The organism is Pseudomonas sp. GW821-FHT07G06 (assembly GCF_058986625.1).
This window is the reverse complement of sequence record NZ_JBYSVW010000031.1, coordinates 1-13765: the sequence shown is the minus strand read 5'-3', so window position 1 is coordinate 13765 and position 13765 is coordinate 1. Positions and strand designations below refer to the sequence as shown.

The following is a 13765-nucleotide window of genomic DNA, read 5'->3' as shown; positions in this document are numbered from 1 at the left end:
AAGCAATCGATGCCGGATTTTTTCATCAACCGTCCGAATTTTGCCTGGGTCATCGCGTTGTTCATCGCGCTGGCGGGGGCGCTCACGCTCGGCACCTTGCCGGTCAGCCAATACCCGGACGTGGCGCCGCCGCAGATCAGTGTCAGCGCCAGTTACCCCGGGGCTTCGGCGCAGATTGTCAGCCAGAACGTCACCAGCCTGATCGAAGAAGAGCTCAACGGTCTCAAGGGCCTGATCTATTACGAGTCCAACAGCGCCAACGGCAGCGCCGAAACTACCATCACCTTCAACCCGGGCACCGATCCCGACATGGCCCAGGTCGATGTGCAGAACCGTCTGCAACGGGTGATCGGTCGCCTGCCCCAGGCGGTGATCGAGCAAGGGCTGAAAGTGGAGCAGGTGCGCGCCAACTTCCTGATGGTCTATGCCTTGTCCTACACCGATGGCCAGCAGGACTCGATCGGGCTGGCGGACTATGCTGCGCGGGCTATCAACAATGAAATTCGCCGGGTGGCCGGGGTCGGCCGGGTGCAGATGTACACCGCCGAACGGGCCATGCGCATCTGGGTCGATCCGGCGCGGCTGGTGGGTTACAACCTGTCGATGGCCGATGTCGGCAAGGCCATCGCCGGGCAGAACGTGCAGGTGCCCGCCGGCAGCATGGGTGAGCGCCCGGGGCCCGTCGAGCAGCACATTACCGCCACCGTGATGGTGCAAGGGCAGCTCGAATCGGTGGAGGCGTTCGGCAACATTGTGCTGCGAGCCAATGACGACGGTTCCAGCGTGCGGATTCACGATGTGGCGCGGGTTGAACTGGGCCGACAGGACTATCGTTTCGACGCGCGCCTCAATGGCAAACCCGCAGCGGCCATGTCGGTGCAACTGGCACCCGGTGCCAACGCGCTGCAAACGGCGGCGGCGATCAAGGCCCGGCTTGAACAGCTGTCGAGCACGCTACCGGCGAACATGACCCTGAACGTGCCCTACGACACCTCGTACTTTGTCGAGGTGGCGATCAAGCAAGTCATCTACACCCTGATCGAAGCCATGGTCCTGGTGTTCCTGGTGATGCTGCTGTTCTTGCAGAACCTGCGCTACACGCTGATCCCGGCAGTGGTGGTGCCGGTCTGCCTGCTGGGGACGATTGCCGTCATGGCCCCGCTGGGCTTCTCGATCAACATGATGACCCTGTTCGGCATGGTGCTGGCCATCGGCATTCTGGTGGACGATGCGATCGTGGTCGTGGAAAACGTCGAGCGGCTGATCACTCAGGAACGCCTGTCGCCCAAGGCCGCGACCCGCAAAGCCATGCAGCAGATCAGCGGGGCGATTGTCGGCATCACCCTGGTGCTGTCGGCGGTGTTCCTGCCGCTGGCGTTCATGGGCGGTTCGGTGGGGGTGATCTACCAGCAGTTCGCCATGGCCCTGTCGGTGTCGATCCTGTTCTCCGGGTTCCTGGCACTGACCCTGACGCCGGCCCTGTGCGCCACCGTGCTCAAACCCCATGATCCGACGTACCAGGCCCGGGCCAGCCGCTGGGCGCAAACGTTCAATCGTCGCTTCGATGCGTTGGGCCAGCGCTACGAGCGGCTGGGTGCGAACTGGGTTCGCCGCCGCTCGCGCAGCATGTGCCTGTACCTGGTGTTGCTGCTGGTGCTCGCCTTCGCCTATGCGCGGTTGCCATCCTCGTTCATGCCCTCCGAGGACCAGGGCTACATCATCACCGATATCCAGTTGCCGCCCGCGGCGTCGGCCTCGCGCACCGACGTGACGGTGCAGGCGTGGGAACACTATGCCCTGGCGCAACCCGCCACGGACCAGGTACTGGCGATCATGGGTTTCAGTTTCTCCGGGGTCGGTGCCAATGCCGCATTGTCGTTTGTCAGTCTCAAGGACTGGTCGGTGCGCGACAGCGGGCAGGCCAGCGATGCGGTGGCCCGGCGGGCGAACGAAGCCTTCGAAAACGTCGCCGATGGCACGTTGTTCAGCGTGGTGCCGCCACCGGTAGAAGGCCTTGGTACGTCCAACGGATTCGAGCTGCGCTTGCAGGATCTGGCGGGGCAGGGCCACGAAGCGCTGTTGAGGGCCCGCGGTCAATTGCTTGAGGCCGCCAAGGCATCGCCGGTGATCGACTACTTGATGGAAGACGGCCTGGCCGATGCGCCGCAAATCAATGTCAGTATCGACCGCGAAAAAGCCGAGGCCCTGGGGGTGGGGTTCGATGTGATCAGTTCGGCGCTGTCCTCGGCGCTGGGTTCGGAGCAGATCAACGAGTTTGCCAATCAGGGGCGGATGCAGCGCGTGATCATCCAGGCGGACGGCATCAGCCGGCAGACGCCTGAAGCGTTGCTGCGCCTGCAAGTGCCCAACCGCCAGGGTCGCTTGGTGCCACTGGACGCGTTCAGTCGCTTCGAATGGCAGGTCGGGCCGTTGCAGATCGCGCGCTACAACGGCTCGCCGTCATTGCGTTTTTCCGGGGATGCCGCGCCGGGTTACAGCACCGGGCAGGCGATGGCGGAGCTGCAGAAAATCGCCCGTCAGTTGCCGGCCGGTTTCAGTCTCGAATGGGCGGGGTTGTCGTTGCAGGAACAGCAGGCCAGCGCCCAGGTGCCGCTGTTGGTGGGGCTGTCGTTGACCATGGTCTTGCTGGTGCTGGTGGCGTTGTATGAAAGCTGGGCGATTCCCTTCGCCGTGCTGCTGATCGTGCCGGTGGGCATGCTCGGTTCGGTATTGGCGGTGACGGTGATGGGCATGCCCAACGACGTCTACTTCAAGGTGGGACTGATCACCATCATCGGCCTTTCCGCGAAGAATGCCATTCTCATCGTCGAGTTTGCCAAGGCACTTCATGAGCAGGGCCTGAGCCTCGCGCAAGCGGCGGCTCAAGCGGCGCGCCTGCGTTTTCGCCCAATCGTCATGACGTCTGTGGCGTTCATTCTCGGCGTGCTGCCCCTGGCGCTTGCCAGTGGTGCGGGGGCCGCCAGTCAGCGTGCGATCGGCACGGGCGTCATCGGCGGCATGCTGGCGGCGACCGTACTCGGGGTCCTGTGTGTCCCGGTGTTTTTTGTCTGGGTGCTGTCCATGGCACAACGCTTGCGCCGTCGCCGTGGTGCCTTCAATGGATCGGTTTCCGAGGAGCGCGCGCCATGACAGGGTCCTGAGTTCAAAGCCATGGCACGCCAGGCGTTCGGCGCAAAAAACTCCAAAAACAATCACTGCCGGTTTTTACCCTGTACGTTTCTGAAAAGGATTTTTCCCATGTACAACCCCTCGGTCTCGACGCCCTCCGCTACGCCACAGCAGCAGACAGCCGTCATCGAATCGGATCGCATCACCAACGGCCAGATTCGTGAATTGCTGCGCGTGTATGGGCTGCGCACCAGCCTTATCCGCTTGAAGGTGATCCACGCCTTGCTGGTCGCCGCCAGAGAGGGCCGCTCCATTGGCGTGCAGGGGGTGCATGCCTATCTGGAGTCATCCGCCGTCGAGCTGGCGTTCATCAGCGTGCGTGAAGTGCTCAAGCGTCTTTGCGAAGAGCGTGTCATTGATTTTCAGGACAAGAGCTACAGCTTCACCGCCAAAGCCTGGGCGTTGCTGAAGCTGCCTTCGGTGGGAGGCATCCAATGTCCTCGCACGAATCAGAATCAGTAACGCCCGCCAAGCTACATTATTGATGATTATTGATTTTCTAATCCCCCCTTCAGCCGTTTTAAATGCGCCTCGAGGAAGGTAAGCAAAGGCAGGTCCTGCAGTTCGCTTTGACGCAAGCTTCGGATGCCGCCAAATCCGCATCTGCAGAGTCTGCTCCTCCTCACCTTGTGTACTGTTTTCCCCGCGCCTTCAACCGGGACACGCAGACGAAGGTTCACACGCCGCATTTCGGTTTTTTCCAGGTTCGAGACTGGGTTAAACCGCAAAAAGGGAGGGATGCCAGGATGCTGATAAAAATCGAAAAAGCGCGGACACCGCAAGACTGGAATGTCTGGATGAACGCGTGGTGCGTCAAGTTTCGCAGCTATGCCGAAGCCCTGGCGTTCGTGAACAGACTGGAAGGCAGGATAAATGCACCACACCCGTTGCCTGTCAGCGAAGACAGGCTTGTATTGGAACGGTAAACCCCCGACAAATGCCGGGGGATCTGCGTGAGCTGGCGCGGGTTCTATTTCGATACCACGAGGCCTGCTGGCTTCCAGGTGCCTTCGCCAGCCGGCAGAACTGAAGGCGGCGTCTCCTTGGGCCAATAGAGGCGCATCACCAGGTAAATCGGGCCATCGGGTGCGGGCAGCCAGTTGCCTTCCAGTGCCTTGCCGGGCGAGGTGCGTTGGATGTAGAGGGTCAGCGACCCGTCGGCATTCTTCTTCATGCCGGGCAACATGGGCGAGTTCAGTAGATAGCGGTCGATCGGGTTCTTGATAAGGAGCTGTGTCTTGCCGTCGTACATCGTCACCGACCAGAACGCGTTCACTGGAGGCAGTTGCCCCGCCGGGAAGGTGAGTGTGTAGTTATGCTTGCTGCCATCCAGTGGCTCGCCGGTCGCGGTTGTGCGGGTGATGGGGTAAGTGGCTTCGACGGCATCGTTGCCGTAAATACCGCCTTTGGCCGCGGCCGCGCGCTTCAACCAGTCACCATTGTAGAAATGGCGGTCGCCAAAGTACGAACCGATGCCCCAGCCATTGACGTTCTTGAGTCCGCCGGACAACCACTTGTCCACCTTCTCGTCACCTTCCTTCATGCCCAGCAGGACAGCGGCCTTGTGTTCGAGCGAGAGGTCCTGGAGCTTGAAGCTCTTGCCTGGTCCAATGCCGATTTTCGCGATTCGCGCCCGAATTTCCCGGTCTTCCGGTGTTGGCGGTACGTACTGGAGTGCGGCATCAAGATATTCGAAGAAGTTCTCCTTGATCCCCGCAGTGGTGGTTGGAGGGAAATTGATAACCGGCGATGCAGGTGCCGCCGGTTGTTTCAAGAACGCCGACAGCGGCTGGGCTTTGTAGCCGGACTGCACCTTGACCACATTCGGCATGTCCTTGGGATTGAAGAGCTGGGTTCGATAGCCTGCCACCGTGAAGGGCGTTGTCGAATAGAAGACTTTGCTGATGCCGGGCGGCATGGAGCCCTTCCAGTCAGGCCCGACCACCATGTAGTTGCCCGGGCCGTTCCCCGTGGTGCGGCTGCCGATGTAGCCGTAGTTGTAAGTGTTGCCGTCGATCAGTTGCACCGAGTAATAACGTTTCTTTTCCACTGCGGGGACCGTGAGCACCATGGGCTCGGCGCGCAGGTCCAGCCAGAGGAAGGAGTAGGGGGTATCGCTGTTGGGCGTGACGATGGCCGTATCCTGGTAAGTGAAGACACGGGGTTCGTTCTTGATCTGGTTGAAGGGGGCCTTGAACTGCGGGCCGCTTTTGTCCACGGCGTACTCATACATCACCGCATAGTTCATTACGATCGGCAGTCCGTAGATGAAGGCTTCCTCGGCGATGGCCTTCGTTTCCGTGAGGCTGGGGGCGGCGATGCCCTTGGCTACATCGGCTTTCTCGGCCTGGGCCACGGGGTCGTTCTTGCTGGCACAGCCTGATACAAGCGCCACCGAAACGGCAGCGATGGCGATCCATTTGATGCATGAATATTCCGGTTTCATCCTTTGTCGCTCCCGACCAAGATCCTCTCTGCCCTGGATGTCTTGATCAGCGTTTGAACACGTCGAGACTCCAGCTGGTTTACTGCCGAATCTGAGCGTAGGCCATTAAGCAAACCTCCGCTATTGACTGGGGGGCAGCCAATATCGGAGGCAAACTTCTTCGATTGGGGCAAGCAGACAACTGAAGTGAAGTGGCGACTAATGAGAGGCGTCAGCGGGTTACTTTTCCGGAACGATGAAACGCACTGTCGTACTGGTAAGGACTTTGTGAGTCGGGTCGGCCACTTCAAGAAGAACCTGGTGAGTGCCGGGGGGCAGTCCGACCAGGATAATCGGGTCTTCACTGGTGTGCGCCCATGTGCCTTTCCAGTCGTCGACGGTCACGTGAAGGTGCCCGAGGCGGGGTGATACATCAGCCGCCGCTTTACCAAATACCGGCATGATCCTCGCGTGCTCTGTGCGGTACTGGATAATGACGACTCCGCGGGCAAGGGGCTCGGCAAGCGGCGGCTCGGCAATAAGTCTTGGCGCCGTCTCGGATTCCAGGGGAAGTATTGCCGGTGGGTGATAGGTGTCTGTGGCTCCTTCACCGCGCGCGGCTGTGCAAAAGATGACCGCCAAAGCAAAGGCCAATGGATTTCTGAGAGACAGGGACATGGTGTTTTTCTCCCGCGTGATCTCATTCAAGCCTAGATCAAACCGAGCCCCAGTCATTGGGTGTTTCAGCCCAAAATGTAGGGTAAGCGAACCCCTTGTTGGGGAATTTTTCACGACTCGAAGAGACTGTTTCAGCGCAATCGCCGGGCCCGGGCTGGAGCTGTGCCAAATGGCTTGGATTTTGCTCAGGTGCTCATACTGAAGCATTCATTGAATGCGGTATCCGGAGATTCGAGCCATGTGGGCAAAAACTCTGCTTCTCGGCGTCATGTTTGGAATCGGGATCGTTACCAGCGGTTGGGCTACGAGCATGGTCCTGTTTTGGTGCGAGTTGTGTTAACCAGCATCCCTTCTGCTTCAGGCACCCAGTCACTCTGGCGCCATGATGGCGATGCCGAGGGCTCAATCCTCGGGATCTTCCTCTTCTTCAGGCTCACACCTGGCAATCAACTCGGCAATGGTTTCAGCGATGAAGTCAGCATTTGCGCTGAGCACGGCTAGCTGATCGTCAATACGGGTGGACACTTCCGTGGATCCGCGTTGCTTGATCCAAATGCCTATTTCTTCGATGGCGCAACCCAAGGCCATGATGTTCTGATTGAGTCGGCTGAGTAGGGCGGGGGTAGGATCATCTGGTAGGGGCATGGCCGGTTCTCCTTTGTCCAAGAAAAGCGTAGCAGGTAGCAAAAAGCCCGGCGCTGGGCGGGGCAGCCCCGCACTTTCAGGCTCTCTGGTAGTGGCGGTTGCGATGGTCTATGCCTGAATTCCCATCTCACCCTGTGCAGCTTGTAACGCTCGCTCTTCGGTCAGCGGCATTAAAGTTGGCTGCGCGTTACTGGCGTGCGAGTAAAGAAAGTAGTGCCCTGAATCGTCCAACAATATCCGGTACAGCTCTGATGGCCGAAAGTTGTTACCGATATGAATGCTTTCCTTGATGATCTCGAAAGACTTGATCCCATGCTGTCGCATTGCAGTTTCAAAGGTCTCGTAAAGACTTTCTCTGCGGCGTCGATTGTTTCGAGCATTTAGCTTGAAAAAAACCACCATCAGCACGGCATAGCTGATAAGGAGTATCACAAGGGCGCTAGGGCGCATGCGTGGAGCTCCATGTCCTCTCAATCGCTGTGCCTTTCAGTGTAGGCGCGTTCCTGGTGAAATTTTCAGCTCATCCCAAAGTCATGGAGCGTGCTGCCGTTGAGTCAGGTCGCGCGCGGCCGAGTAACCTGAGGCGCTGGCGGTGTGCTGGCAGGCCTGAGTTCGCTGGCCGTATTGAATGTGCTGTTGGTCTTGCTGCTCATTCGGCTGGTGTGTAAAGAGCAGCGCTGACCCGTGACAGGAGGTGGAAACACACGCAGCGGGCATGCACTTCAGGCGTAAACTGAACAGGGTGCCGCATGCATTGAAAAGCGTTGCACCCGGAGGTGATGCCATGCGCTCAATAACCCTTTGCACCTCGATCGCACTGCTGGCGCTGTTTAGGGTGCCACTTGCCACCGCAGCGCCCTCGGTCGAAGTCGTCTTCAATAACCCCGAAAAATTCAGCGATGCCAGCCTGGACAGTCCGGGCTATGAACGTGGGGCCGATCCTTATGTCATGAAAGAGCTGCGCAGCTACCTTCAGAAGCTTGGCGAGCGGTACCTGCCAGCCGACCAGCAGCTGCAAATTGAAATACGCAACATCGACCTGGCCGGTCGTTACGAACCCTGGAGGATAAATGCCTATGAGGTGCGCTTCATGCGCGACATTACCTGGCCGAGCATCGATCTACATTACGTTCTCAAACAAAATGGCCAGATCGTGAACCAGGCCGACGCCAGAGTCATGGATCAGCTCTACCTCCAGCGTCCGGGGCGTGCGAACAGAAGTGACAGGCTCTACTCCGAGAAGGCGATGCTCTCGGACTGGTTCCAGAGACAATTCGCCGGGCAACATCAGAGCGGGTTGAATTGAACCACCCTGTGCTCTGAATCAGTCGTCCGGCTTGGGGAAGATGGGCCAGAAAGTAAAAGCCCGGCGCTGGGCCGGGCTTTCTGTAGATGGGCCAAATCCCTTTGGCTGACCGTATTGTGCTAGATAGGTGTGACGAAAGTGTGACATCTGAATACGAAATGCCGTGGCGTCACCGTTGGGCCAAGTGCTACTGGAGTACGACATGACATCACAACTTTCGATACGCTCTGCTCAGTACTCCACAATGGTTTTGGGGCAATCGAATGGCGGTCAGTGACGCGCCACTGAATGACTTGAGCATTCGCCCAGGTGGGATTTGTCTTTAATCCGGTCCGAGGTTTGATCGAGATGGCTCATTCACTTAAATACCAAATAGGCGAATCCGTCCGCACTATCGAGGCCGAGGTGGGGAAGCTGCTCGATCTGGCTGCAACGCTCAGAGAAGCAGGGGATGAAGAAATGGCCGCAGCTGTCTCGACCCAGGCGAACAAGCTGCTTGAAGCAGCAGTGGCGCTGAGGATCGCGATGTCAGCCTGACTGCTTGCGCTGCGTTGCAGGTTGAACCAGATCATGGCTGAGCCAGCTCGAAGCACTGCATTGCCCTTAACGCCGGTCCAGCCAAACCGTCTGAGCATTGCAGAATTCGCGCACCCCGAAGTGCGAGAGTTCCCGGCCAAAGCCACTCTTCTTCACGCCACCAAAACTGACACGCGGATCGCTGGCGCTATACCCGTTGATGAACACGCCGCCGGTTTCAAGTTCGCCAGCCATCTTCCGGGCGAGTTCGCCATTACGCGTATAAATAGTGGCGGTGAGGCCGAACTCGCTGTCATTGGCCAGTTCCAGTGCATGGGCGGCATCGCGGGCCGTGATGATTGAAGCCACTGGACCAAACAATTCCTGCCTGAAGGATGTCATCTGATCGGTCACGTCGCCCAGTACAGTGGGTTCGTAGTAGTTGCCGGTGCCCTCGACCTTCTTTCCACCCAGCAGCAAGGTCGCACCTTCTTCCAGTGTGTCGCGCACCTGTTGGTCCAGTTCGTCGCGCAGATCGACGCGCGCCATCGGGCCGATGTAAGTGGTGGTGGCGAGTGGATCACCGACGACCAGTCGTTGGGTGGCCTCGACGAACTTGCGGGTAAATTCCTCTGCAATGCCTTGCTCGACAATCAGGCGTTTGGCAGCGGCGCAGACTTGTCCGGTGTTTTGATAGCGCCCGATCACCGCGGCTTTGACCGCCTCATCGAGGTCTGCGTCGTCGAGTACGATAAACGGGTCGGAGCCGCCCAGTTCCAATACGCATTTCTTCAGCGCGGCTCCGGCCTGAGCACCGATGGCCATGCCCGCCCGCACGCTGCCGGTGAGGGTGACGGCCGCGATGCGTGGATCGGCGATCGTCTTGGATACGCCGTCCGGGGTGACGTTGATGACCTCGAAGACACCTTCAGGAAAATCCGCCTGCTTGAAGGCTTCCAGCAGCAGGTAGGCGCTGCCCATGACGTTGGGCGCGTGCTTGAGCACGTAGGTATTGCCGGCAAGCAGGGTAGGGACCGCGCCGCGCAGCACTTGCCAGATGGGGAAGTTCCACGGCATCACGGCGAGAATCGGGCCGAGCGGGCGATATTCAATGCGTGCCTTGCCGCCTTCGACCAGGGTCGGTTCTGCGCCGAGCATGGCGGGACCCTGTTCGGCGTACCACTCGCAGAGCTGCGCGCATTTTTCAATTTCGCCACGGGCCTGAGTAATCGGCTTGCCCATTTCCAGGGTGATCATGTTGGCCATGGCCTCTGCATTGTTGCGCAAGGCCTGGCCGAGGCTGATCAAAAGCTGCGCGCGTTGCTCTACCGGTTTGCCGCGCCAGGCTCGAAACCCGGTAGTGGCCCGCGCCAGCGCGGCCTGTAGTGCCGAATCGGATTCGAAAGGGTACTGGCCGATCTGCTCGCCCGTGGTCGGGTTGATCGAAATGGCATGGGTAAGGCTGGATACGTGGGTCATGGCACCGTCCTGCTAGGTAGGAATGTGCTCAGGTTATGGGGGTATATGTTTTATGGAAACTGAATAATACTGAGCATAACGTTCACGTTTGGAGAATGACTTGGATCTGGTCCAGCTCGAAATTTTCAAGGCTGTCGCCGAGCACGGCAGCATCAGCGTTGCCGCCCAGCATATCCACCGGGTGCCATCGAACCTCACGACCCGAATCAAGCAGCTTGAGCAGGACCTGGGTGTGGATCTGTTTATCCGCGAGAAGAGTCGCCTGCGCTTGTCGCCGGCCGGTTGGAGTTTCCTGGATTACGCTCGACGCATTCTCGACCTGGTTCAGGAGGCGCGGGCCACCGTAGCGGGCGAGGAACCGCAAGGCGCCTTCGCCCTGGGTTCGCTGGAAAGCACTGCAGCGGTACGAATTCCAGAGCTATTGGCTGCCTATAACCAGAAACACGCGAAGGTCGAACTGGACCTGTCCACCGGTCCCTCCGGGACCATGATCGACGGGGTGCTGTCGGGGCGGCTGGCCGCGGCATTTGTCGATGGGCCGGTGTTGCATCCGGCGCTGGAAGGCGTACCGGCATTCGAGGAGGAGATGGTCCTGATCGCACCGCTCAATCATGAGCCGATTCATCGGGCCAAGGATGTGAATGGCGAAAACATCTATGCATTCCGCTCCAACTGCTCCTACCGCCATCATTTCGAAAGCTGGTTTGCCAATGGCGCGGCGGTGCCCGGCAAGATTTTCGAAATGGAGTCCTATCACGGCATGCTGGCCTGCGTCAGCGCGGGGGCCGGCCTGGCGCTGATGCCACGCAGCATGCTCGAAAGCATGCCGGGGTGTACGACGGTCAGCGTCTGGCCGTTGTCGGAGTCGTTCCGCTATCTGCGCACCTGGTTGGTGTGGCGCAGGGGGACGGTGTCGCAGAGCCTCACGATGTTTGTACGTTTGCTGGAGGAGCGTGGTGTCGCGTTGATCGATAAATAGTGGAAAGTTAACGGTCAGCGCTGAAAAACCGGATAATGGCGGCCAAATCGTTTAGCTCGTTATTCTGGTAATCGCACATGGAAATCAAGGTCAACTTTCTCGACAACCTTCGACTTGAGGCCAAGTTCGACGACTTCACGGTGATCGCCGATCAACCCATTCGCTATAAGGGTGATGGCTCGGCGCCGGGGCCGTTCGATTATTTCCTGGCTTCGTCGGCGTTGTGTGCGGCGTACTTCGTGAAGTTGTATTGCGAGACTCGCAATATCCCCACCGAAAATATCCGCCTGTCGCAGAACAACATCGTTGACCCGGAAAACCGCTACAACCAGATTTTCAAGATTCAGGTCGAATTGCCGGCGGACATCTCCGCCAAGGACCGCCAGGGGATCTTGCGCTCCATTGACCGTTGCACGGTAAAGAAAGTGGTGCAAACCGGGCCTGAGTTCGTGATTGAAGAGGTCGAAAACCTCGACGCCGATGCCCAGGCGTTGCTGATGCCGCACTCGACCTCCGAGGCGGGCACCTACATTGCGGGCAAGGACCTGCCGCTGGAGCAAACCATCGCCAACATGTCGGGCATCCTGGCCGACCTGGGCATGAAGATTGAAATCGCTTCGTGGCGCAACATCGTTCCCAATGTGTGGTCGCTGCACATTCGCGATGCGCACTCGCCGATGTGTTTTACCAATGGCAAGGGCGCGACCAAGGAAGGCGCGCTGGCATCGGCGCTGGGCGAGTTTATCGAGCGGCTCAACTGCAACTTCTTCTATAACGATCAGTTCTGGGGAGAGGACATCGCCAACGCGGCGTTTGTGCATTACCCGGATGAGCGCTGGTTCAAGCCGGGATCGAAGGACGAACTGCCGACTGAAATCCTCGACGAATACTGCCTGAAGGTTTACGACCGGGATGGCGAGCTGCGTGGTTCGCATCTGTACGACACCAACTCCGGCAACACCCAGCGTGGTATTTGTTCGCTACCGTTTGTGCGCCAGTCGGACAATGAGGTGGTGTACTTCCCGTCCAACCTGATCGAAAACCTGTTCCTGAGTAATGGCATGAGCGCCGGCAACACGCTGGCCGAAGCGCAGGTGCAGTGTCTGTCAGAGATCTTCGAGCGCGCGGTAAAGCGTGAAATCCTCGAAGGCGAAATGGCCCTGCCGGATGTGCCGCAGGAAGTACTGGCGAAATACCCGGGCATCCTGGCCGGTATCCAGGCCCTGGAAGAGCAGGGCTTCCCGGTGCTGGTCAAGGATGCGTCGCTGGGCGGGGAGTTCCCGGTGATGTGCGTCACCTTGATGAACCCGCGTACCGGTGGCGTATTTGCCTCGTTCGGCGCGCACCCAAGCCTGGAAGTGGCGCTGGAACGCAGTCTGACGGAGCTGCTGCAAGGCCGCAGTTTCGAAGGCCTGAATGATTTGCCGCAGCCGACCTTCGAAGGGCAGGCGGTGACTGAACCGAATAACTTCGTGGAGCACTTCATCGACTCCAGCGGTGTGGTCTCGTGGCGCTTCTTCAGTGCCAAGCCGGACTTCGAATTCGTTGAGTGGGATTTCTCCGGTCAAGGCGAAAACTCCAATGCCGAAGAGGCCGCGACCCTGTTCGGCATTCTCGAAGACATGGGCAAAGAAGTGTACATGGCGGTCTATGAGCATATCGGCGCCAAGGCCTGCCGCATTCTGGTGCCGGATTACTCGGAAATTTATCCGGTCGAAGATTTGATCTGGGATAACACCAACAAGGCGCTGCAGTTCCGTGCCGACATCCTGAATCTGCACAGCCTGAGCAAAGTCGGCCTGCGATCGCTGGCCCAGGGGCTGGAAAGCAGCGAGCTGGATGATTACACCGACATCACCACCTTGATCGGCATCGAATTCGACGACAACACGCCTTGGGGCAAGTTGACGATCCTGGAACTGAGGCTGCTGATTTATCTCGCCTTGCAGAAGTTTGATCAGGCCAAGGATCTGGTGGAAGCCTTCTTGCAATACAACGACAACACCGTCGAACGCGGCCTGTTTTATCAAGCGGTGAACGTCGTGCTGGAAATGCAGCTGGACGATGATCTGGAACTGAGCGACTACGAGGTCAACTTCCGCCGGATGTTCGGTGACGAGCGCATGGACGCGGCGATAGGGTCGGTCGATGGCAGCGTACGTTTTTATGGTCTGACACCGACGAGCATGAAACTGGAAGGCCTCGACAGGCACCTTCGTCTGATCGACAGCTATAAGAAGCTACATACGGCGCGGGCCGGGGTGGCGACGTTATTCAGCTGAATGCGCTAACAAAAAAGCACCTTGGGTGCTTTTTTGTTTTTTGGCGGCCAGCACAATCTTCCGTGTGCGGTGGACTCGCTATTCGGCCATGACCTGGGCAGCGGCTGGCGTTGAGGAAGCTCTTCTATATAGAGGGCGCATTTTCCTCCGCCTTTCCGGCTTCCTTCGGGGCGTTTCAGCACCTTCTGCAAGTTATTGATAGAAAAGCAAAATCAGTGCTTGACGGCAGATTTCAGATGTCTATAATTCGCCCCACTTCCGGCGCA

Annotated in this window: 12 protein-coding genes; 7 read left to right on the top strand and 5 right to left on the bottom strand. The window is 58.7% G+C overall.

All coding sequences use genetic code 11. The features are described from left to right. Positions 1-9 precede the first annotated feature (9 nt). The 3 genes from AC3WJW_RS29335 (at position 10) to AC3WJW_RS29325 (ending at position 4115) form a co-directional block, all read left to right on the top strand. Positions 10-3150 (top strand): multidrug efflux RND transporter permease subunit, encoded by a 3141-nt coding sequence (locus tag AC3WJW_RS29335; RefSeq protein ID WP_493728448.1) that lies wholly within the window; start codon positions 10-12, stop codon positions 3148-3150. A gap of 108 nt (positions 3151-3258) precedes the next feature. Continuing rightward, positions 3259-3651, top strand: a complete 393-nt coding sequence (locus AC3WJW_RS29330) for a fe2+ zn2+ uptake regulation protein (protein ID WP_493728447.1) — start codon at positions 3259-3261, stop codon at positions 3649-3651. Positions 3652-3713: 62 nt separating this feature from the next. Continuing rightward, positions 3714-4115 carry a hypothetical protein gene (locus AC3WJW_RS29325; protein ID WP_493728446.1) on the top strand — a complete coding sequence of 134 codons (402 nt, stop codon included), beginning with the start codon at positions 3714-3716 and terminating at the stop codon, positions 4113-4115. A 44-nt stretch (positions 4116-4159) separates the two neighbouring features. Here AC3WJW_RS29325 and AC3WJW_RS29320 read toward each other — a convergent pair whose 3' ends face one another. The 4 genes from AC3WJW_RS29320 to AC3WJW_RS29305 all read right to left on the bottom strand — a co-directional run bounded on the left by AC3WJW_RS29320 (position 4160) and on the right by AC3WJW_RS29305 (position 7387). Continuing rightward, the gene (locus AC3WJW_RS29320; protein WP_493728445.1) at positions 4160-5635 is read right to left on the bottom strand and encodes a DUF1254 domain-containing protein; all 1476 of its coding nucleotides are present in this window, start codon (positions 5633-5635) and stop codon (positions 4160-4162) included. A 219-nt stretch (positions 5636-5854) separates the two neighbouring features. Next, positions 5855-6292, bottom strand: a complete 438-nt coding sequence (locus AC3WJW_RS29315) for a DUF6130 family protein (RefSeq protein WP_493728444.1) — start codon at positions 6290-6292, stop codon at positions 5855-5857. 402 nt (positions 6293-6694) lie between these two features. After that, positions 6695-6937 (bottom strand): hypothetical protein, encoded by a 243-nt coding sequence (locus tag AC3WJW_RS29310; RefSeq protein WP_493728443.1) that lies wholly within the window; start codon positions 6935-6937, stop codon positions 6695-6697. Between the two features lie 108 nt (positions 6938-7045). After that, complete coding sequence (locus AC3WJW_RS29305) at positions 7046-7387, bottom strand: hypothetical protein (protein WP_493728442.1); 342 nt, start codon at positions 7385-7387, stop codon at positions 7046-7048. Positions 7388-7721: 334 nt separating this feature from the next. On the opposite strand from AC3WJW_RS29305, the gene AC3WJW_RS29300 reads away from it, so the two are divergent. Both AC3WJW_RS29300 and AC3WJW_RS29295 read left to right on the top strand, forming a co-directional pair. After that, positions 7722-8243 (top strand): DUF3016 domain-containing protein, encoded by a 522-nt coding sequence (locus AC3WJW_RS29300; RefSeq protein WP_493728441.1) that lies wholly within the window; start codon positions 7722-7724, stop codon positions 8241-8243. Between the two features lie 348 nt (positions 8244-8591). Then, positions 8592-8780, top strand: a complete 189-nt coding sequence (locus AC3WJW_RS29295; RefSeq protein ID WP_429389920.1) for a hypothetical protein — start codon at positions 8592-8594, stop codon at positions 8778-8780. 66 nt (positions 8781-8846) lie between these two features. Here AC3WJW_RS29295 and AC3WJW_RS29290 read toward each other — a convergent pair whose 3' ends face one another. Beyond that, complete coding sequence (locus tag AC3WJW_RS29290) at positions 8847-10238, bottom strand: aldehyde dehydrogenase family protein (protein WP_493728440.1); 1392 nt, start codon at positions 10236-10238, stop codon at positions 8847-8849. A 100-nt stretch (positions 10239-10338) separates the two neighbouring features. Between AC3WJW_RS29290 and ptrR the strand changes: the two genes are divergently transcribed. Then, positions 10339-11217: a putrescine utilization regulator PtrR gene (ptrR, locus tag AC3WJW_RS29285; RefSeq protein WP_007980886.1), complete on the top strand. Its 879-nt coding sequence runs from the start codon at positions 10339-10341 to the stop codon at positions 11215-11217. A gap of 77 nt (positions 11218-11294) precedes the next feature. Beyond that, the gene (locus tag AC3WJW_RS29280; RefSeq protein WP_493728439.1) at positions 11295-13499 is read left to right on the top strand and encodes an OsmC domain/YcaO domain-containing protein; all 2205 of its coding nucleotides are present in this window, start codon (positions 11295-11297) and stop codon (positions 13497-13499) included. Positions 13500-13765 lie beyond the last annotated feature (266 nt).

Bases quoted from the DNA above. Each gene is read 5' to 3' on its own strand.
- AC3WJW_RS29335 (WP_493728448.1), top strand. From the start codon at position 10: ATGCCGGATTTTTTCATCAACCGTCCGAATTTTGCCTGGGTCATCGCG.
- AC3WJW_RS29330 (WP_493728447.1), top strand. From the start codon at position 3,259: ATGTACAACCCCTCGGTCTCGACGCCCTCCGCTACGCCACAGCAGCAG.
- AC3WJW_RS29325 (WP_493728446.1), top strand. From the start codon at position 3,714: ATGCGCCTCGAGGAAGGTAAGCAAAGGCAGGTCCTGCAGTTCGCTTTG.
- AC3WJW_RS29320 (WP_493728445.1), bottom strand. From the start codon at position 5,635: ATGAAACCGGAATATTCATGCATCAAATGGATCGCCATCGCTGCCGTT.
- AC3WJW_RS29315 (WP_493728444.1), bottom strand. From the start codon at position 6,292: ATGTCCCTGTCTCTCAGAAATCCATTGGCCTTTGCTTTGGCGGTCATC.
- AC3WJW_RS29310 (WP_493728443.1), bottom strand. From the start codon at position 6,937: ATGCCCCTACCAGATGATCCTACCCCCGCCCTACTCAGCCGACTCAAT.
- AC3WJW_RS29305 (WP_493728442.1), bottom strand. From the start codon at position 7,387: ATGCGCCCTAGCGCCCTTGTGATACTCCTTATCAGCTATGCCGTGCTG.
- AC3WJW_RS29300 (WP_493728441.1), top strand. From the start codon at position 7,722: ATGCGCTCAATAACCCTTTGCACCTCGATCGCACTGCTGGCGCTGTTT.
- AC3WJW_RS29295 (WP_429389920.1), top strand. From the start codon at position 8,592: ATGGCTCATTCACTTAAATACCAAATAGGCGAATCCGTCCGCACTATC.
- AC3WJW_RS29290 (WP_493728440.1), bottom strand. From the start codon at position 10,238: ATGACCCACGTATCCAGCCTTACCCATGCCATTTCGATCAACCCGACC.
- AC3WJW_RS29280 (WP_493728439.1), top strand. From the start codon at position 11,295: ATGGAAATCAAGGTCAACTTTCTCGACAACCTTCGACTTGAGGCCAAG.